The sequence below is a fragment of the Brenneria rubrifaciens genome, assembly GCF_005484945.1.
Classification (GTDB): Bacteria; Pseudomonadota; Gammaproteobacteria; order Enterobacterales; family Enterobacteriaceae; genus Brenneria; species Brenneria rubrifaciens.
Map to the genome: position 1 here is coordinate 3,051,400 of NZ_CP034035.1, position 20,162 is coordinate 3,071,561.

General features: G+C 52.8%; 13 protein-coding genes and 1 pseudogene. 8 read left to right on the plus strand and 6 right to left on the minus strand.

The window, feature by feature from the left end; all coding sequences use genetic code 11:
• Window positions 1-230 precede the first annotated feature (230 nt).
• A complete protein-coding gene (locus EH207_RS13880; protein WP_137714521.1) occupies window positions 231-410 on the minus strand; it encodes a hypothetical protein in 180 nt (59 codons plus the stop codon).
• A 512-nt stretch (window positions 411-922) separates the two neighbouring features.
• Between EH207_RS13880 and xopAD the strand changes: the two genes are divergently transcribed.
• Window positions 923-7,045, plus strand: a complete 6,123-nt coding sequence (xopAD, locus tag EH207_RS13885; RefSeq protein ID WP_175413682.1) for a XopAD/skwp family type III secretion system effector — start codon at window positions 923-925, stop codon at window positions 7,043-7,045.
• Window positions 7,046-7,081: 36 nt separating this feature from the next.
• Here the strand turns inward: xopAD and lysA are convergent, their stop codons facing one another.
• Window positions 7,082-8,344 carry a diaminopimelate decarboxylase gene (gene lysA, locus EH207_RS13890; protein ID WP_137714523.1) on the minus strand — a complete coding sequence of 421 codons (1,263 nt, stop codon included), beginning with the start codon at window positions 8,342-8,344 and terminating at the stop codon, window positions 7,082-7,084.
• 140 nt (window positions 8,345-8,484) lie between these two features.
• On the opposite strand from lysA, the gene EH207_RS13895 reads away from it, so the two are divergent.
• From EH207_RS13895 to pspG, 3 genes are all read left to right on the plus strand, one after another.
• Window positions 8,485-9,408, plus strand: a complete 924-nt coding sequence (locus EH207_RS13895; protein ID WP_137714524.1) for a LysR family transcriptional regulator — start codon at window positions 8,485-8,487, stop codon at window positions 9,406-9,408.
• A gap of 397 nt (window positions 9,409-9,805) precedes the next feature.
• On the plus strand, window positions 9,806-10,750 hold the full coding sequence (gene dusA, locus EH207_RS13900; protein ID WP_246048978.1) for a tRNA dihydrouridine(20/20a) synthase DusA: 945 nt from the start codon (window positions 9,806-9,808) through the stop codon (window positions 10,748-10,750).
• Between the two features lie 200 nt (window positions 10,751-10,950).
• Window positions 10,951-11,208, plus strand: coding sequence for an envelope stress response protein PspG (gene pspG, locus EH207_RS13905; protein ID WP_137714526.1), 258 nt, complete (start codon window positions 10,951-10,953; stop codon window positions 11,206-11,208).
• A 482-nt stretch (window positions 11,209-11,690) separates the two neighbouring features.
• On the opposite strand, the gene EH207_RS13910 is transcribed toward pspG, so the two are convergent.
• Both EH207_RS13910 and EH207_RS13915 read right to left on the minus strand, forming a co-directional pair.
• Window positions 11,691-12,077 carry an alpha-amylase family glycosyl hydrolase gene (locus EH207_RS13910; protein ID WP_137714527.1) on the minus strand — a complete coding sequence of 129 codons (387 nt, stop codon included), beginning with the start codon at window positions 12,075-12,077 and terminating at the stop codon, window positions 11,691-11,693.
• 464 nt (window positions 12,078-12,541) lie between these two features.
• On the minus strand, window positions 12,542-13,531 hold the full coding sequence (locus EH207_RS13915; RefSeq protein ID WP_137714528.1) for a quinone oxidoreductase: 990 nt from the start codon (window positions 13,529-13,531) through the stop codon (window positions 12,542-12,544).
• A gap of 127 nt (window positions 13,532-13,658) precedes the next feature.
• Here EH207_RS13915 and dnaB point away from each other — a divergent pair, with 127 nt between their 5' ends.
• On the plus strand, window positions 13,659-15,065 hold the full coding sequence (gene dnaB / locus EH207_RS13920) for a replicative DNA helicase (protein WP_137714529.1): 1,407 nt from the start codon (window positions 13,659-13,661) through the stop codon (window positions 15,063-15,065).
• Between the two features lie 33 nt (window positions 15,066-15,098).
• Window positions 15,099-16,178, plus strand: coding sequence for an alanine racemase (alr, locus tag EH207_RS13925; protein WP_137714530.1), 1,080 nt, complete (start codon window positions 15,099-15,101; stop codon window positions 16,176-16,178).
• A gap of 77 nt (window positions 16,179-16,255) precedes the next feature.
• On the opposite strand, the gene EH207_RS13930 is transcribed toward alr, so the two are convergent.
• Entirely contained in the window at window positions 16,256-17,017 is a 762-nt protein-coding gene (locus EH207_RS13930) for a transporter substrate-binding domain-containing protein (protein WP_137714531.1), read from the minus strand.
• Between the two features lie 44 nt (window positions 17,018-17,061).
• Window positions 17,062-18,447: pseudogene (locus tag EH207_RS13935) on the minus strand (amino acid permease).
• 362 nt (window positions 18,448-18,809) lie between these two features.
• Between EH207_RS13935 and EH207_RS13940 the strand changes: the two are divergent.
• Together EH207_RS13940 and EH207_RS13945 are read left to right on the plus strand one after the other, a co-directional pair.
• Window positions 18,810-19,289, plus strand: coding sequence for an Lrp/AsnC family transcriptional regulator (locus EH207_RS13940; protein WP_137714532.1), 480 nt, complete (start codon window positions 18,810-18,812; stop codon window positions 19,287-19,289).
• A 238-nt stretch (window positions 19,290-19,527) separates the two neighbouring features.
• On the plus strand, window positions 19,528-20,142 hold the full coding sequence (locus tag EH207_RS13945; protein ID WP_137714533.1) for a YitT family protein: 615 nt from the start codon (window positions 19,528-19,530) through the stop codon (window positions 20,140-20,142).
• Window positions 20,143-20,162 lie beyond the last annotated feature (20 nt).

A 20,162-nucleotide genomic window follows, 5' to 3' on the forward strand; every position in this document is an offset into this window, starting at 1 on the left:
TTTTTATTTATCCCGACACGAGAAAAAAAGAAACTGGCTTTCTGAAAAGATGACTATTACGATGCTTGCGTCCAAAGGCTGAAGATAGAAACGCCCGCCAGACGGCAGTCCATGTTGCTATTTAAAGCCAGGGTATTTGGCAAATAGGTAACCACTTAGGCCATCCCATTTGCCGCGCTTGATAATTTACCACCAGGCTAAAAAAATCAACAGGAAAATAAGTTTTTTAATTATTTAGCAATCTTGGCCATTGGCCCAGGCCCACCTTCGCAATAGCCATTTGAACTTACAAAGTTGCAATACGGCATTTTTCCCAGATTAGCCCCAGCAAAAGCAGAGCCAGAGAAGCTAATCACGGTGATACCAGCTAATAGAACGGTCTTAGCGAATTGAACTGTTTTCTTGTTCATCGATTGATCCCTTAATATTGACATTGATGGGTTGGTAAATCCATATATAAGTGTCGAATAATATCAACGAGTTCCTTTTTTATTTATCCCTACAAAAAGAAGTAAAAAAATGAATTTTAAACTATAGCAAGCATACTTCATCCATTCCGAAACATGTCCCATAAGTTATAATTCTATTCTATTTTCACATCTTGACGTGCAAGGCTACAGAGGTGATGCCTAAGCTATCAAAGCATTATTACCTGATCACTACTGTTACCTGTTTTCGCCCTTATCTTAATGAAGGACAAGCCGGGAACTCCATTTTAGTCATTTCCACTAAATAATATAACCTTGGTAATAATACCAAATCATATCATTCAGATTTCGGTGTTAAGAAAATGAAAATTCGTAACTCCGACCGCGATTTTGATACAGCACACTTTTCAGCTTCTGAGTCAACGTCTCATCCGCGTGAACTTAAAAGAGCGAAGAGAGAATTTACCGAAGAAACAGAGCCACCCCACCTCCCAATGGGAACAAAACGTCTCCGACCGGGGCCGCAAGCGCAAATTATAGAAAGGCGTTATCAGGCAACCGGTTCAACATCGGGCGATGCAGAACATACATCCAGAAAACGCCGGGCGGAAACATCTCCTGAACAGCTTCGTTCGGAACACCACCCTGATCTATCCCGACCATCGACGGAGATAAGATGGAGCCGGGCGCTTGATTACCCTGAACACAACCTTAGCCATCAGGAAGCAAGCAGGTTAAAAGCACAGCGCGTAGCACAACAGCATGAACTCAGTAGTTTCAGCGACGCGGGGTTTCCAGAACGCTGTTTCAGCATGGCGAACGATAACGTGCTTGCACAGCGCAATCACGTTGGCAGAGCGCTTATTTTTCTCCAATCGTCCAATGATCCGGAAACGAATATTCACTGGCTCACGCGTTATCTGGTGAAACTGGGAGCCCATCAGAGTCCTCCCCCCTCGCCACGCATTAACCATCGCGTGATGGAGTGCGCGGAACTGGGCGCGCGCTATATCGTGCAGCATAGCGACTGGTTCAAAGGCAAGCCGATCCAACTGTACGCGACAATGGCCAACCGACTGAGCAAACATCCAGAAAACCCCGTTTGTATGCGGGCGCTGGCGCGGATTGCGGGCGAGGTTCTAAGCGTACGGGATCTTCGTTCGCCAAACGTCAAATCGCAGGCATTGCTGGTCGGCGCGTTCGCTAAAAACAAGGACAGCGAGCGCTGCCGCGATGCGGTATTAAGCATTGTCGGGCACGCATTGCAAGATCGGCGCTGCGTATTCGGTTCACAGGATATACATATGTTTCTGAATGCATTGAGCAAATGGTCAGATAACAGGCAGGCTGAGGAGGCAGCCTGCCTGCTGGCGGAAAAGATAGCGGACCCGCATTTACGGCTGAAGCAGAAAATGGATGCCACACAGGTGGCCAACATCCTACACGCATTCAGTAAATGGCCGCAGCAGCGGGTGATAAAAGATCAGGCCGTTGAACTGGGGGGAATCATTGTCACGGAACCCAGACTTAGGCAGAAATTGGGTCATAAGGAAATGGGGAGCGCTCTGCACGCGTTGAGCCAATGGACGGGTGAACACTGGGCATGGAAAGCGACACATAGCCTTGCTAAAGAGATGAGAGTTAATCGCGCTCTCTTTAACCAAATTGGTGCCGAAAGTCTGACCAGTTGTTTAAACGCGCTGAGCAAATGGTCGGACAAGCCGGAAATGGGTGAGTTCATTTCCATACTGGCTAAGATCGTTGTTAACGACGACAAAATGCGCTGGTCAATGGGTGCCCAGCAGGTGGGAAATACGCTTAACGCGTTGAGCAAATGGCCGACAGAAGCACACGTGAAAAAGGCGGCGCTGGCGCTGGCAGACCGGCTGACCCAGGATGGCGCGCTACGTGAACAGATGAACGCCCAGGGCGTGAGTAACGTGCTTAACGCGCTAAGCAAATGGCCGTCGGCAACACCGGCGGCGGAAGCGTCGCTGGCGCTGGGGGACCGGCTGGCGGAGGATGAGGCGCTGCGGGCGCAGATGAGCGCGCAAGGCGTGAGTAACGTGCTTAACGCGCTAAGTAAATGGCCGGAAGATAAGCATGCCAGGGAGGCGGGGCTGTCGCTGGCGGTACGGTTAACCGAAGAAGGTCGGTTACGCGGAGAAATGAATGAGCAGGAGTTGAGTATTACCTTAAATGCGCTATGCAAATGGCCGGGAGATAGTCGTACCGATGAGGTATTGCGGGCATTAGCGGGCAGACTGGCCGGAGATGAGGCGCTGCGGGCACAGATGAACGCACAAGGAATAAGCAATGCCCTGAACGCGCTGAGCAAATGGCCGGAAGATACACAGGCGAGCGAGGCGGTGCTGTCGCTGGCGGAAAAGCTCACTCAAGACGGTAAATTACGCAGGGAAATGAATGCTCAGAACATCAGTAATGCGCTAAATGCGTTAAGCAAATGGCCGGATGCTGAAAAGACGAAGATGGCAGCGCTATCACTCACGGAAAGGCTTGCCCAAGACGGTAAATTACGTGACGAACTGAACGCTCAAAATACCAGCAATGTGGTGAACGCACTGAGTAAATGGTCTGGTGAAGAGCAAGTTCAGAACGTCATTCTGCCGCTGGCGGAAAGGTTGATCAAAGACGATAAATTACGCAATGGAATGACTACTCAGAATATGAGTATCACCCTAAACGCGTTGAGTAAATGGCCGAAACTGACGCCGGTCAGAGAGGCGGCAGACCTGCTGATCGCGCCACTGGGCTCCAACCTGCGTCCCTGGCGTGATGTCGGGATCGCCAATATTGCTCAGATCGCCAACGCCCTGAATGCGTTGAGCAAAGACGAGACGCGGGAAATCGCCATGCTGGAGCGTTTTTCCTTCCATTTGGAGCTGCATCCTGAACGTTTAAAGGAGGCCAATCTCAGTGATATCAGCGTCCTATTTAAAGCCTATAATCGTCTGCATATGCAGCGCGCGCTACGTCCGATGGCGTTGCCTGCGTTGGCAAGAACAGAGGCGCTGCTGAAAAGTGACGCGCTGCGCGACGCATCGTTGGAGTCGGTGGCGACAATTTGTCTTGGGCTGTTGCCGCTGGCGCGCAGCGGTGAGTTACAACGCTACCGCAGCAAGACGTTAAAAACGCTCGAGGCGCTCCTGCCCGTGGTGGCGCGTAAAATAGATGCCTATCTTCGCCATGCAAATTCGGCGTCTTTAAGTAATGTGCTTCATCTGAGAGATAACAACGGAGAAGCCTGTGGCACTCGCCGCCCCGCGCTCAGCTTTTATCAGGTGCTCAAGACTTACCATCTGGTGGCGCGACAATGGAAACCGACTTATATCGAAGGCGATCGCGACGCGATCAAAGAAAGGCAGAACGAGCTTAAAACCTGGGTACAGGAGACGCTGGCACGCACGCAAGATGCAATTTCGGCGGATCTTCAGGATATGAGCTGGAATCTTATCGCCCAAATCGAAGCGGGCGATAATCTGTATGACGCGCTGGACATGCACATAGACAGAGATGCGGCGGCGATAGCGGCACGCCATCCGCCTATCACTTTCGACCTGGCGGACATTAGGGAACAGCTGCGCACACCGCCGGGCAGACCGGTGGTGCCCCCGGCAGGTATGGGCGCGACATGGCATATCATTGTCGATATTAATGGCCAGGAGGTAAAAAAGGCGGATGGCGACAGTGACGGGCCGCCGCCGTATTCATTTTATACGCGGCTGACGAATCAGCCACTGGTGGAAGTACAGCTTCCCGGCGAATTGAGCAGCTTTATGCTGTCGCGTACGTTCACCTATCAGAATGAGCCGTGGCGTTTCGACCTGTTCGGCGGTAGCCGCCTGCAAAAAGCGCGGCGCAATACGGTCTCCGATATCCTGGAGCACAGAGAGACGGCGAAATCGCAGTTGCCCGCCATCCGGTACGCCGACACCATGCCGGGCAGCGATTTTATGCGTCTGGTTGAAAAGCTCTCTCCGCAGCGCGAGGACTGGTCGCGTATGCAACGCGCTCTACTGGAGATGGTGCCGGCGGATCATGTCATTGAGGGCACATTGCGTCTGGGCTGGTGCGCGGACGTACCGGGGCCGCAGCATCCCTTTAAACTCACCAGTCCATCCGGCGAACGTCTGGCGCTGTGCCCCAACGACGGCTGCGGCTTTTTAAAATGGGAAGTGGCGCAGCGCATCCCGGTGGTTAAGGCACACATGGAAGCTTGGGCGGCCTCACAGACGGGGCAGGTCAACGAGGCGCAGCGTACGCTGCTTAAATCGCAGGAGGTCCATCCGAACAGCGTACCGCCGCAGGCGATGATGCACTATCCGCGTAGTGACGCGGTACGAGCCGAAGCCTATGAAGCACTGCAAAACAAATTGGCCGGAATGCTGGGGAAGAAAAAGGCCCAACAGCCGACGACATCTCAATCTCAACCCCACAATCAAATGATTGGGTTGCAGACGCTTTATCATATGCTGGTCAGCAGCGGCTATGAGGGCCGGCGCGTACGCGCGGTGCCGTCGGCGGATGACCGGTTATACCTGCCGACGATCAATATGCCGGGATTTCAGCGGCCGACTTGCGATGTGCTGTTGGGCAAGCCCCCTTATGATAAGGAGAACTTACAGGCGATTTCGGCCGACAAGGTGATCACGCCAGTTGACGGTAACGCGACCGCCCGCTTCCTGGATCAGTGCTTTTCCATCCAGTACAGCTATACCGGTTTCAACGATGATGCCGACGAGGATACCGAGATGCTGCACAGCAAGGGAATGTTGATCATTCCACCGCCAGGCTACTGGTCTCCCGATCATGCAGAGCAGGATATGGTGTGTTCGCGCGAAGACCTGAAGATTTTGTCGCGCTGGAAAATGCGGCGCGACCGTGGCAGCCTGCCGGATCAAATGCTCAGTACCGGCAACCTGAGGGTGAAGGATACGCTGATACCCGGCCGGTTGGGGGCGCTGCCGATTCCAGAAATGCGCAAGCGAAATATGGATACCGACGGCGATGAAGCCTATGTCTACATGGGATATCCGGCGTTGACGACGCATATCCGCGAGGTGATGGCTGAGCGTACACAACGGCGCGGCGCCGAAAAATCGTTTAAGCCGGAAAAAACCGCCACGGCGGCCATTGACGATCAGGGGCGCTACCATTTTGGACGGTCCAGAGAGATCATGAACGAACAGATTGGCAGCAAACTGCTCGGCAGAGCCAGCACCTTAGCCAACCGTTTTCTAGCTCAACCGGATGATCTGCGTGAGAAAATGGCCCATACCATGATGTTCGGTGTGTATGATGGCATCGAGCGTAGCCTGCGTAACGGTTTGCGCCAGTGGCTGGCTGGCGAAAACGATGCGCAGGCGCTGAAGAGTCTGCGCGCTCAGGCGCTGAGCGCCACTGATCGCGCACATCTACCCGAAGCGCGGGAGGCGGCGAAGCTACTTCATTATCTGACGTTACAGTTGGGCGGCCCCGGAGACAAGTCGCCGCCTGAAATATCCAGTGAGCTGGCGATAGCGATGCCGCGGTTGGCAATAGCTTACGCACAGGCAACGGATACGCCGTCGCGCATTAACGCCATACTGGATAATTATCCGGTCTGCCGGATATCTCACGAACAGTTCCCTAATGGTCAACCGGGGCTGGTCTCCGGCGAACCAGAGTTAACAATACGTAATCTCTTCACCCTGGCGGTGAAGATTGGCACCGATGCGCTGAAATCGGACACCGGCGTCCGGCTGTTCACCAAAGTCATAGACAGTTGTGAAATGACCGAACGCGGCTTTCATGATCGAATACGTGATGTGCCTTATAGCAAAAAGACTGCGCGTGAGCTGCGGGACGGGCATTTTGATCCCGAACAAGCGAAAAAAACACTGGCATCCATCCCCACGCTGGCGGCGTCGGTGATGGAAGTTGGCGTGGAGATGTTGCAGCAGGAGGGGTTGGTCAAAGCGGCGCCCACCCTACAAGATCAGGCTCAGTCGCTGTCGTTGAAAGCGCTGCGCGAAACATCGCTGTCGTTACATAATCAGGCGAGGCAGGCGGAGCCAGGCATGACGCTTATGCTACAACGGTTACTGCCCGCTGGCGCTTATCTGGCAGGGCTGGACCACTGCGTCAAGTCAGTGTCTTCGCTGGAGGATAAAGTAAAGCGCCTCTATGCCGAACATCAGCAGAATTTGTCGCAGGCCGCGTCGCTGGTCAACGACATGCTGCGCTACAGCATCGTGCTGCCGGACACGTCCTTTGCGGATGGGTATCGGAAAGTGCTGGCGACGTTGGAAGGCGAAGGGCATGAACTGCTTAAGTGTAAAAACTATTTCGCCCGTTGGAATTCGCCATTCAAGGCGATTAACGTCCACTTGCGCGGGCCGGACAACGGTCTGAACTGGGAGATCCAATTCCATACCGCGGAATCCTTCCCACTCAAAGAGCGCTACCATGACCTTTACAAGCAGCAAAGCAGGTTAAGTTTTCAGGGCACGTCATCGAGTGTGGTGCGCTCCCAGTTGAATGAAGCGGTGAGGGCTTGCCGTAACGTGACGATACCGGCAGGATGCGAGGATATTAATGACTGGCGTGCTCAATAAGCCTCTTTATCTACCTCGCATCCTCAAATCTCCCGACTAAACCGACTCCAGCGCCAACAATTCTTCCAGCGTCTGACGGCGGCGGATCAACCGCGGTTCGCCATGTTCGAACAACACTTCCGGCAGTAGCGGTCGGCTGTTGTAATTAGAGGACATGGAGGCGCCATAAGCGCCGGTGTCGTGAAAGACCAGATAATCCCCTACCCGTGCATCCGGCAATGGGATGGTTTCCACGCCGCCGCCCGCCTGCTGAGTAAACACGTCCCCGGATTCGCACAGCGGCCCGGCAATGACGCTGTCGCGCAGCGCGGCCTGGCCGAGATCGCGGCTGTCCCCCGCCAGCAGGGATACGTGGTGATAACTGCCGTACATCGCCGGGCGCATCAGGTCATTAAATCCCGCATCGACCAGCACGAAATGGCGGTTTCCCATCGCTTTTACGGCCCGAACTTCGGCCACCAGCACACCAGACTCCGCGACCAGAAAGCGGCCCGGCTCGATTTCCAACGTCACCGGATGCCCCAGATGGGCCGCTATCTTTTCACGCGCCGCATTCCACAAACCGAAATAGTGTCCGGTATCAATCGATTCCTCACCTTCACGATAGGGAATAGACAATCCACCGCCGGCGGAAATTGCCTGCACATCCTGCCCCAGCGAGATAACCTGCTGGACCATCGCGTCACACACCTGTTCCAGATGGCCGTAGTCTACGCCGGAACCAATGTGCATGTGAATTCCCACCAATTCCAGGCGATAGCGCTGAATTTGCGCCAGCGCCAGCGGCAAATCGCCGTACCAGATGCCATGCTTACTGTTTTCGCCGCCGGTATTGGTTTTCTGGCTGTGGCCGTGACCAAAACCAGGATTAACCCGCAGCCAGACCGGATGGCCCGGCGACTGACACCCTAACTGTTCCAGCATATCCACCGAACCGGCGTTGACCGGAATATTCAGCGCCGCGACCCGCTGTAATGTCGGGCGATCAAGCACATCGGCGGTAAAGACGATTTCGTGCGCCTCGGTGCCCGGCACAAAACCCGCCGCCAGCGCGCGTTCAATTTCACCCAGCGACACCGAGTCCACTTTCACGCCCTGCTGACGCATCAAACGTAGAATGTGCGTATTGGAACAGGCTTTCTGCGCAAAACGAATGGTATCGAACTGGCGCAGTTGCGCGATGCGTTCAACAATGGTTTGCGCATCATAAGCCCAGACCGGGCAGCCAAAACGGGCGGGAAGTTGACGCAGGTTTTGAGCGTTCAGCGCGTGCGTCATGTCATTCAGATTGTGCGGCATGATTTTTATTACCAATTATGCATTAGGGTTTGAAATTATTGTTTACCACTATAAAAATTACCAAAATGGTAAACAAATATCGTTTAAGGCAGAGTCTATTCATTTATGATATGGATTGAGGCACTGGATCAGGAGGGGGCATGGCGGCAATATCACTGCGGCACATTGAGATTTTCCATGCGGTTATGACCACGGGCAATGTGACGGAGGCGGCGACGTTGCTGAACACGTCACAGCCGACGGTCAGCCGTGAACTGGCGCGGTTTGAAAAGCTGATTCAGATGCCCCTGTTCGAGCGGGTGCGTGGGCGGTTGTATCCCACGGCGCAAGGGTTGCAGTTGTTTGAAGAGGTGCAGCGCTCCTATTACGGGCTGGACAGAATTATCAACGCCGCCAGCGATATCCGCCGTTTTCAGCAGGCTCAGCTTTCAATCGCCTGCCTGCCTGTATTTTCTCAGTCGCTGTTGCCTGACGTGTGTAAACCGTTATTGACCCGCTATCCCCGGCTCAGCCTGCATATCATTCCGCAAGAATCGCCGCTGCTGGAAGAGTGGCTCTCCGCGCAACGATACGATCTAGGGCTGACAGAAAATAACCTGGCCCCGGCCGGCACGGAGAGGCAGACGCTGATGCAGTTGAATGAAGTCTGCGTATTGCCCGCCGGGCATCCTTTGACGGAAAAAACCGTACTCACTCCCGCCGATTTTGCCGGTGAACCATTTATCAGCCTGTCCAGCGCCGACAGCTATCGTCAACTACTGGATAAACTGTTTCAGGAACATGGCGTGGCGCGACAAATGGTGCTGGAAACACACAGCGCGGCCTCGGTCTGCGCGATGGTTCGCGCAGGCGTCGGCATCTCGATGGTCAATCCGCTGACCGCATTGGATTACGCCACATCCGGCGTTGTCGTGCGCCCTTTCAGTATTGAGGTTCCTTTCACCGTCAGTCTGATCCGTCCCCTGCATCGCCCCGCCTCGGCGCTGGTGGATACCTTTATTCATCAGCTTAAACAGTATGCCGCTGGCGTCACCGTGCGTTTACGGCAGGCGCTACAACCTTGACGAACTGAACACAGTAATGATTTACCGGGGCAAGGAAAAACATGCGCCGTTGAGCGGGTAAGGCTTATAACCCGGAGTAAAAGCGATTGGGTATAGTGCGCTAATGAATGCAGCATGATATTGACGATCCGCTCTGCGGCTGGCGCGTCAGTCAATACCCTGGACACTGATCGCCCTCATCGCCGCCGGGCTTTCTCTGACGTCCCCTCCAGAAAAGCAGCCATTTTATGGTATAGTGCGCGCTACTTCTTTCTTTTATGACATTTCCCCTCAGGGGGAAACTGACGCAACCACTGACCTGATAAAAGCCATGCCGCAACATCATAGCCAAGCCACCCAACATCAGCGCATAGCCTCCCCCACCGCATTCTCTCTGGGACGCTTCTCCGTCGCGCCGATGCTGGACTGGACCGATCGCCATTGCCGCTATTTTCTTCGCCGGCTGAGCCGCCATACTCTGTTGTATACCGAAATGGTCACCACCGGCGCCATTATTCACGGAAAGGGAAACTACCTGGCTTATAATGAGGAAGAGCACCCGCTGGCGTTACAGTTGGGCGGCAGCGATCCTGCGGCACTGGCCGACTGCGCGCGGATGGCCGAAGAGTGTGGTTATGATGAGGTGAATCTGAACGTCGGCTGCCCGTCCGATCGCGTGCAAAATGGTCGCTTCGGCGCCTGCCTGATGGCGGAAGCGGCGCTGGTGGCGGACTGCATCAAAGCCATGCAGGATCGGGTTTCGATCCCGGTCACGGTGAAAACGCGCATTGGTATCGACAATCGGGACAGCTATGAATTTCTGTGCGATTTTATCCAGACCGTGGCCGTTCGCGGCGGCTGCAATACGTTTATCGTCCACGCCCGTAAAGCCTGGCTATCCGGCCTGAGTCCAAAAGAAAACCGCGAAATTCCGCCGCTGGATTATCCACGCGTTTACCAACTTAAACGAGATTTTCCGGCGCTGACGATTGTCATTAACGGCGGTATCAAAACGCTGGAAGAGGCCAAAACCCATCTGCAATATCTGGATGGCGTGATGATGGGGCGCGAAGCTTACCAAAACCCCGGCATATTGGCGCAGGTGGACCGCGAACTGTTCGGCGAACAGACGGCCAGCCCGAATATCGTCGCCGTCGTGGAATCCATGTATCCCTATATCGAACGGGAGCTCTCAAATGGCGCCGCGTTAGGCCATATCACCCGCCATATGCTCGGTCTGTTTCAGGGGGTGCCGGGCGCGCGTCAGTGGCGGCGTTACCTAAGTGAAAATGCGCACAAGCCCGGCGCGGATGCCGCGGTGGTTGGGCGCGCACTGGCTTTGGTAAACCATTCCACAGATTGAAAAAACGAACAGTTAGTCTTTTTGACTAACAGCGTCCTCTCCCGCCTCTGACTGTCGCTGATAAATCAACAAGTTATCAGCGAAAAATTCTGGCACGATTCTTGTATTACATTATAACCGCCATGGCGTTTCGCTATCGACGACAGGCGATGAATCACGCTTAACAAGCAAAAATATTCAACCACCACAGGAGCACACCAATGTTGGAGCTTTTCTTTGTTATTGGATTTTTTATCATGCTGATGGTGACGGGCGTGTCGCTGTTGGGTGTTATCGCGGCATTGTTTGTCGCTTCCCTTTTTATGCTGATTGGCGGGCTGTTTGCTATGGCGATTAAAGTGCTGCCGTGGTTGCTGTTGGCGGTGGCCGTAGTATGGTTGTGGCGTCGGTGGCAGCGCAAACCGCGATACAATTCACACCGCTACGCTTTCCGCAACCGCAAAAGCAATGAGTGGTAAATCATAGTGAAATCTGTATAACGCACGGTTTTTGGGGCAAAACCGACTTTGCCGAATACGATGTTTAATACCCGTCATAGCGTAAATCGCATGTCCGCTGCCTTTGTTACTCGGCCCATACCTGGCTTCGCCCCAAAGGGGCCGCCGCAATCGGCATTCAAGCCTGTTCCCGACGAACTGATCCTTCGATAGCCGCCTTTCGGCGGCTCGAATTATTTAGGCCGTATCATACTGATTCTTTACTATAAGTAATTTTATAAATACCAGACTGCCAGGGTTGCAGTAGCATATTTTGATATTTCCTCTTACCGGTATTTTGCCATTATTTCCCGTTATCACAGAATCTGTGATAATATTTTCAGGCAGTCGAAAACTCACTTTCTCCGATCTGAAGTTAACGACGACGAAATAATTTTCTTATCTAACTCTCGCGTATAAGAGTAGACAGCGTCATTACCCATAACCACATCATGGTAACTGCCCTATGTCATAGCTGGTATATCATGCCGAATTTTTATTAATTTTTTATAATAACTATAAATTGAATCAGGATCGTTTATCTGAACGGCAAGATTAATCGTCTGGCAATTAGGATTTAATTTTAACCAGGGTATCCCAGTCGTAAACCCAGCAGTGACTTTATTATCCCACGGATAAGGCATTCTGCTGTTTTGTCTGGCTGTAGTTTTGATGTTTTTCATAAACTCATCAGAACGAACCAATCCAGTTTGAACGTGATTTTTCCAGTTGTAGGGAATATTATCTTTTATATCAATATGCTGTGCCATACGCGCAATAGATTTGCCGCTTTCGAGCAGCAACTCCACGGCCCTGCGCTTGAACTCCGGGGTATATTGTTGTCTTAACATAGTAACCTGGCTTTCGTTGATTGATTTGAAAACAAGGTGGGCGCTAAATCAAGGACAGATCACTTAAATAAACCTGATAAAAGACAGCGTTTTTCCACCAACCAAGATAGTTATCATGTTGATTCCCCAAACATTGCGAACTCACTGCGTCTTTACTTTCAGTTTCTGCGTCTCCTTTAAAAGAGATAAAAAACAAACGCTATTATATATAAAAAATAGAAGTGTCGTTCCATAATAACTCCCTTTAAAATAGATTTTTATATATTGCCATTTCTTGCAAACATCAGGATGCAAATAGCTTACCTCATCAGGTAATTCACTACGTCGTAGTCTTCATTGAAAGTGTCAAGAATTTGCAACTTGAAGTTCCACTCGCATATTAATTGCACCCAGTTTACAACGAAATAAAATTCGCCGCCTTCCAACGGAAGGCTTTTTGCTATTCCGACATCCGTGTCGTTTGGTTACCGCTCCGGTATCAACAAACAGGAACCCTGCGTGCTGCGGCTCTCCAGAGCACGGTGCGCGGCCTGAGCATCGCCCAGCGCGAATGCCTGCTCCGGTGCGACGTCTACCTTGATCGCGCCGCTGGCGAGCATCGAGAACAGTTCGCTGCTCGCCTGATCCAGTTCGGCACGGTTAGTGACATAGCCATACAGCGACGGACGGGTCACGTACAGCGACCCCTTCTGATTGAGGATACCCAGATTGACGCCGGTCACCGGGCCGGAGGCGTTCCCAAAGCTCACCATCAACCCGCGGCGGCGCAGGCTGTCCAGAGAGGCTTCCCAGGTATCTTTCCCCACCGAATCATACACCACCGGAACCTTATTGCCGTTAGTCAGCTCCGCAACCCGTTGGGCGATGTTTTCAGTACGGTAGTTAATCGTCGCCCAGGCTCCCGCCTGTTTAGCGCGCTGCGCTTTTTCATCAGAACCCACAGTACCAATCAGTTTGGCGCCAAGCGCATTCGCCCACTGACAGGCGATCAACCCGACGCCGCCCGCCGCGGCATGAAATAGGAAGGTCTCACCGGGTTTGATCTCATAGGTCTGACGCAGCAGATAGTACACCGTCAGCCCTTTCAGAAAAGACGCCGCGGCCTGCTCAAAGCTAAGTGCATCCGGCAAAATGGCGACTTTCTCTTCCGCCACATTATGCACATCGCTGTAGGCGCCTAGCGCAGATTGCGCGTAAACCACACGGTCACCGACCTTGAGGTGACTGACGCCCGCCCCCACTCTGGTTACCACGCCGGCCGCTTCGGTTCCCAGGCCCGACGGCATCGACGGTGGCGGATACAATCCGCTGCGGATATAGGTATCAATATAATTGATGCCGATTGCGCGATTTTCCACCTGAACTTCTCCTGCCGCAGGATCATCAGGTGTAAAATCAACATATTGCAGAACTTCAGGGCCGCCATAAGCGCTGAATTGAACACGTTTTGCCATGCCATCTCCTCAACCATGACTGGTTCGTTGTCTCGTCACAATGCGTATTGCAGTGTGTCATTTCGTGCGTTCGGATATACAATGCTCCCTTATCCAATGGCAAATCAACCGGTAAAGAACGCTTTTCATGGCAGAAAAAAGACCAACCAAGAAATCGAATGAACCCCGTGACCGCCAAGTGGAAGGGTTGAAGCTTCCGCCACACTCGCTGGAAGCGGAACAATCGGTATTGGGTGGACTGATGCTCGATAATGAGCGCTGGGATAACGTGGCGGAGCGCGTCGTCGCCAACGATTTCTACAATCGCGCCCACCGCCTGATCTTCACCGAAATGCAGCGTCTGTTGGAAATGAACAGACCGATCGACCTGATCACGCTGTCTGAGTCACTGGAGCAGAAAGGCGATCTGGAGTCGGCCGGCGGTTTCGCTTATCTGGCCGAGTTAGCGAAAAACACCCCCAGCGCCGCCAACATTAATGCTTATGCCGACATCGTGCGTGAACGCGCGGTGGTGCGTGAAATGATTGCCGTCGCCAATGAAATCGCCGACGCGGGCTATGATCCGCAGGGGCGAAGTAGTGAAGACCTGCTCGATCTGGCCGAATCCCGCGTTTTCCAAATAGCCGAAAACCGTGCCAGCAAAGATGAGGGTCCGAAAAGCATCGATCGTATTCTGGAAGATACCGTTTCACGTATCGAACAGCTTTATCAGCGTCCGCATGACGGCGTGACCGGTGTTTCCACCGGCTATCAGGATCTGGACAAAAAGACCGCCGGTTTACAAAAATCCGACCTGATTATCGTGGCGGCGCGTCCTTCCATGGGGAAAACCACGTTCGCCATGAACCTGTGTGAAAACGCCGCAATGATGCAGGATAAGCCGGTGCTGATTTTCAGTCTGGAGATGCCCGGCGAACAGCTTATGATGCGTATGCTGGCTTCGCTGTCTCGCGTCAATCAAACCCGTATTCGTACCGGTCAGTTGGATGATGAAGACTGGGCGCGGATTTCCAGCACCATGGGCATTTTGCTGGAAAAACGCAACATGTACATCGACGATTCTTCCGGCCTGACGCCCACAGAAGTCCGCTCCCGCGCCCGTCGGGTCTTCCGCGAACATGACGGCCTGAGCCTGATTATGATCGACTACCTGCAATTGATGCGCGTACCGTCCCTGTCGGACAACCGTACGTTGGAAATTGCGGAAATATCCCGTTCACTCAAAGCATTGGCAAAAGAATTGCAAGTTCCCGTTGTCGCGCTGTCCCAGCTTAACCGAAGCCTGGAACAGCGCGCGGATAAACGGCCGGTAAACTCCGACCTGCGAGAATCCGGCTCCATCGAGCAGGATGCCGACCTGATTATGTTTATCTATCGTGATGAGGTTTATCATGAAAACAGCGACATGAAGGGAATTGCGGAAATTATTTTAGGGAAACAGCGTAACGGCCCCATTGGTTCCGTGCGCTTGACCTTTAACGGACAGTGGTCGCGCTTTGATAACTATGCCGGCCCACAATACGATGATGAATAGCGCACAATGATAATCATGCGTTAAGGATGAAGAATGAAAACGGCAACTGCCGTCATTAACCGCCGTGCTTTGCGTCATAACCTGCAACGAATCCGCCAACTGGCGCCTGAAAGCCGTCTGGTAGCGGTGGTAAAAGCCAATGCTTACGGTCACGGACTGATTGAAGCGGCACAAACCTTTCACGACGCTGACTGCTACGGCGTCGCACGGCTCTCGGAAGCGATGGCGCTGCGTGCAGCGGGGATTGCCAAACCTATCCTGCTGCTTGAAGGTTTTTTCTCCTCCGACGATCTTCCCCTGCTGGCAGCCAATCAGCTTGAAACCGCCGTTCACAGTGCCGAGCAACTCGCGGCGCTGGAACAGGCCTCGCTGCCCCGGCCGATCCGCGCGTGGATGAAACTCGACACGGGAATGCATCGCCTCGGCGTCCTGCCGGAACAGGCGGAAGCGTTCTGGCAGCGGCTGACCGCATGCCACAACGTGGTGCAACCGGTGAACATCATGAGCCATTTTTGCCGCGCCGATGAACAGGAATGCGACATGACGGAACGCCAACTGGCCTGTTTTGACGCGTTTGCGCAGGGTAAACCCGGCGCGCGATCCATCGCGGCATCCGGCGGTATTTTGCTGTGGCCGCAGGCACACCGCGATCAGGTTCGTCCCGGTATCATTCTGTATGGCGTTTCCCCACTCGATCACCTAGCCGCCGCCCATTTCGACTTTCAGCCCGCCATGACATTGACGTCACATTTGATCGCCGTGCGCGAGCACAAAGCGGGGGAATCCGTCGGCTATGGCGGCGCCTGGACCAGCAAGCGCGACACACGGCTCGGCGTCGTGGCTATCGGCTATGGTGACGGCTATCCGAGATGCGCGCCGGCGGGTACGCCGGTGTGGATAAACGGGCGTGAAGTTCCGCTCTCCGGCCGGGTTTCCATGGACATGATCACCGTCGACCTCGGCCCGGATGCCCAGGACCAGGTGGGCGATGAGGTTATCCTGTGGGGACAAGTCCTGCCGGTTGAGAAAATCGCCGCGCATACCGGCGTCAGCGCCTACGAGTTGATTACCCGCTTAACGCAGCGCACAAAGCTGGAATACCTGGACGATTAGCCGCGCCGTAAAAGGCAAGAAGACGAATGGATAAATGCGCAAGGAAGCGCCAGCGCGCTTCCTTATCTGGAACGTGATTACTGCCCGACCGCCAGCCACTCGCCGACAATTTTCTGATACGCGCCCGTCGCTTTGGTCAAGTGCAACCACTGATCGACATACAATTTCCAGCTCATATCTTCGCGCGGCAACATATACGCTTTTTCCCCATACTGCATCGGTTTGTCCGGGTTAATCGCGCACAGTTCAGGATAGTGTTTCTGCTGGAACAATGCTTCTGACGCCTCGGTGATCATCACATCCGCTTTCTTATCCACCAATTGCTGAAAAATAGTCACATTGTCATGCAACATCAACGTTGCTTGCGGCAAGTAAGCACGCGCGAACGCTTCGTTGGTTCCTCCCGCCGGTTCAATCAACCGCACGGATGGTCGATTGAGTTGCTCGATGGTCTGGTATTTAGCTTTATTCTCGCAACGCGCCAGCGGAATTTTCCCGTCCACGTCCAGCGTATGGGTAAAAAACACCTTTTTCTGCCGCTCCAGCGTGACGGAAATTCCGCCCATAGCGATATCGCATTTGCCGGACTGAAAATCAGGCATCAGCGTTTTCCAGGTGGTTTTCACAAAATTCACCTTAGCGCCCAGACTTTTTGCCAGTGATTCCGCCATGGAAATATCGATCCCTTCGTAACGGCCATCGTCATGCAGAAAGGTGTACGGCTTGTAATCGCCTGTGGTACACACATTCAACACGCCTTGCTGCTGAACCTTATCCAGATGAGATTCGGCGCTCACGCCCCCGGCGACCAGCAACAATGCAAACGAAACCCATTTCATTATGATTTTCCCCTTGTAAAAGATTTTCAGATTTTATTATTACGTTAATAATTCGCTTTTGCAGCCCGATAGGTTGCAGTCTTATTTTTGTTCTTAATTACATAACTTATTGCCAGAGCCAGTAGCCAGATCGGTATCAGCAAGACCGAAACCCGAATCCCCGGCGTCATCGCCATGATTACCAGAATACCCGCCAGAAACAGTAAACAGATCACATTGGTGATGGGATAACCCAGGCTTTTAAAACGCGTTTCCTGATTCGCCTGCTTTTTCGCCGCGCGAAATTTCAGGTGGGTGATGCAAATCATCGCCCAGTTGATGACCAGCGCAGACACCACCAGCGCCATCAGCAGTTCAAACGCCTTACCCGGCATCAGGTAGTTGATCAGCACGCACAACGCCGTCGCCAGCGCGGAAACACCCAGCGCCACCAGCGGAATGCCGCGTTTGTTCACCGTCAACAACGCCTGTGGCGCATTCCCCTGTTTCGCCAGACCGAACAGCATACGGCTGTTACAGTAAACACAACTGTTGTACACAGACAGCGCGGCGGACAATACCACCAGATTCAATACCGTGGCGACCGCATTGCTATCCAGTGCGTGGAAAATCAGCACAAACGGACTGCCGCCTTCCACGACTTTACCCCACGGGTAGAGCGATAACAGCACCGCCAGCGCCCCCACTTAGAACAGCAGGATACGATAGATGACCTGATTGGTCGCGCGCGGAATGCTGTTCTGCGGATCGTCGGCTTCCGCCGCCGTGATCCCCACCAGTTCCAGCCCGCCGAAGGAAAACATGATCACCGCCATCGCCATCGCCATGCCGCCGATACCGTTCGGGAAAAAGCCGCCGTGCTGCCACAAATTTGCCACCGTCGCTTCCGGGCCACCCGCGCCACTGATCAGCAGATAGTCGCCGAACAGGATCATGCCCATGATCGCCGCGATCTTGATAATGGAGAACCAGAACTCCATTTCACCAAAGACCTTCACGTTGGTCAGGTTGATGGTGTTAATCAGCACGAAGAAAACGGCCGCCGACACCCAGGTCGGCACATCCGGCCACCAGTATTGAATATAGATCCCCACTGCCGTTAACTCGGCCATACTCACCAGCACATAAAGCACCCAGTAATTCCAACCGGACATGAAACCTGCAAAGTGACTCCAGTATTTATTGGCAAAATGGCTGAAAGAGCCGGCAACCGGTTCTTCCACCACCATTTCCGCCAACTGGCGCATAATGAAAAATGCGATTATCCCGGCAATGGCATAACCGAGCAGAACGGATGGTCCGGCCATCTTAATCGTCTGGGCAATTCCCAGAAACAAACCGGTTCCTACCGCGCCGCCTAATGCGATCAACTGGATATGACGGTTTTTTAACCCTCTTTTCAGTTGATCTTTCGACTGCTGCTTATCTATCTCTTTTCCCCGTCAACAATAAAAATTTTGCCGGATTAATTAGCAACTATCGGGCCAGTTACAGATAGCGCGTCAGGCCCGCCGGGCATAAAATCGGTAACATAATGAAAACAGTGGTAATTTATATTTAGCCAAATTTTCACACTTCACGCATAAAATTCGTAATTTTGTTTATTTAGTGCATATCTTGGCTATTTTTTGCTTGAACTAGCATTTTATTGCACCAGATATGCATACTAACGGCCCATCATGGTGCAAACCAATATGCAGCGTCTGCACGGCAATAAAAAAGTCGTAGGCAAAGAGAGATAAAAAACTGTTAGTCTGTCAATTCAACTGTTTGATGCCATTTAGAGAGAACTATGTACACCATTGATGACTTCGATCTGAAAATCCTGACGCTGCTACAGGCCAATGCCCGCCTGACCAATCAGGAGCTAAGTGAACTGGTCGGGCTTTCGGCCTCTCAGTGCTCCCGGCGTCGTATAGCCCTGGAACAGGCACAGTTGATTCTCGGCTACCATGCCCGCCTGTCTCCTCACGCCGTAGGGCTGGAATGTCTGGGATTGATCGAAATCCGGCTCATAAATCACACCACCGAATATGTTGAAAGATTCCATCAAATGCTGGGGGAAGTGGATGCCATTATCGATGCTTACAAAACGACCGGCGATGCCGATTACCTGCTCAAAGTGGCCGTCGCCGACCTGTCGGGATTAAGTACGCTGATTAGCCAGATTCTGTCGCAAAACAAAAGCGTGGCGCACCTGAAAACCTCCGTGGTGCTCAACCGGCTCAAAGAGAATGGTCTGATGGCTCCCGACATGCCGCCGTTGCCCTGATATAGCGCAATTCGCTTCTGATCAGTGCAACAAAATAATCAAACCTCTCCTTTTGAACGAACTAAACGCACAAATCACCCATGAAAAAGACAATATATGCGTTTTTTGTGCAAAACATTCAACTTTATAATTCAATAAGTTGCCCTTATCCCAGCTTTTTTAAGCCCACTCCCCTCATCATCTGGTGCGATTTTTGCTTAACAGGCACGTGTCTACCGATCGCGCATTGAATATTTTTATGGATAACATTATTACTACCGAAAAATTGTCGCATACCTTGCTGGAAGATGTTGTGGCCATCATTATGGGCACGCTGATGGTTTCCTTTGGCGTCATTTTACTGCGTCAGGCGGGGGCGCTGACCGGCGGCACTGCGGGCCTCGCCTTTCTGCTGCACTATCTGACTCAGATCTCATTTGGCGGGGCTTTTTTCTTGTTGAATCTGTCATTTTATTATCTGGCCGTTCGCCGCATGGGTTGGACATTCACGGTGAAAACCTTTTGCGCCGTTGGGCTGGTTTCCGTGTTTTCCGATCTGCATTCGCTATACATTCATTTCGATCGGCTCAACCCGTTTTATGCCACCCTGTTCGGCAATATCATCATGGGGATGGGGTTCATTGTGCTGTTCCGCCACAAAGCCAGTCTGGGCGGCGTCAATATACTGGCCCTCTATCTACAGGATAAATACGGACTGCGAGCGGGAAAATTACAAATGGGCCTCGACGTTGTGATTGTACTGGCTTCCCTGTTCGTGGTAAGCATACCTATGCTGGTTGCTTCCATCCTCGGAGCAACCATTTTGAACCTGATTATTGCAATGAATCACCGTCCCGGCCGCTATGCGGTCTGAGATCAGGTAAGAAGTGATTC

Bases quoted from the DNA above. Each gene is read 5' to 3' on its own strand.
- EH207_RS13880 (WP_137714521.1), bottom strand. From the start codon at position 410: ATGAACAAGAAAACAGTTCAATTCGCTAAGACCGTTCTATTAGCTGGT.
- xopAD (WP_175413682.1), top strand. From the start codon at position 923: ATGGGAACAAAACGTCTCCGACCGGGGCCGCAAGCGCAAATTATAGAA.
- lysA (WP_137714523.1), bottom strand. From the start codon at position 8,344: ATGCCGCACAATCTGAATGACATGACGCACGCGCTGAACGCTCAAAAC.
- EH207_RS13895 (WP_137714524.1), top strand. From the start codon at position 8,485: ATGGCGGCAATATCACTGCGGCACATTGAGATTTTCCATGCGGTTATG.
- dusA (WP_246048978.1), top strand. From the start codon at position 9,806: ATGCTGGACTGGACCGATCGCCATTGCCGCTATTTTCTTCGCCGGCTG.
- pspG (WP_137714526.1), top strand. From the start codon at position 10,951: ATGTTGGAGCTTTTCTTTGTTATTGGATTTTTTATCATGCTGATGGTG.
- EH207_RS13910 (WP_137714527.1), bottom strand. From the start codon at position 12,077: ATGTTAAGACAACAATATACCCCGGAGTTCAAGCGCAGGGCCGTGGAG.
- EH207_RS13915 (WP_137714528.1), bottom strand. From the start codon at position 13,531: ATGGCAAAACGTGTTCAATTCAGCGCTTATGGCGGCCCTGAAGTTCTG.
- dnaB (WP_137714529.1), top strand. From the start codon at position 13,659: ATGGCAGAAAAAAGACCAACCAAGAAATCGAATGAACCCCGTGACCGC.
- alr (WP_137714530.1), top strand. From the start codon at position 15,099: ATGAAAACGGCAACTGCCGTCATTAACCGCCGTGCTTTGCGTCATAAC.
- EH207_RS13930 (WP_137714531.1), bottom strand. From the start codon at position 17,017: ATGAAATGGGTTTCGTTTGCATTGTTGCTGGTCGCCGGGGGCGTGAGC.
- EH207_RS13940 (WP_137714532.1), top strand. From the start codon at position 18,810: ATGTACACCATTGATGACTTCGATCTGAAAATCCTGACGCTGCTACAG.
- EH207_RS13945 (WP_137714533.1), top strand. From the start codon at position 19,528: ATGGATAACATTATTACTACCGAAAAATTGTCGCATACCTTGCTGGAA.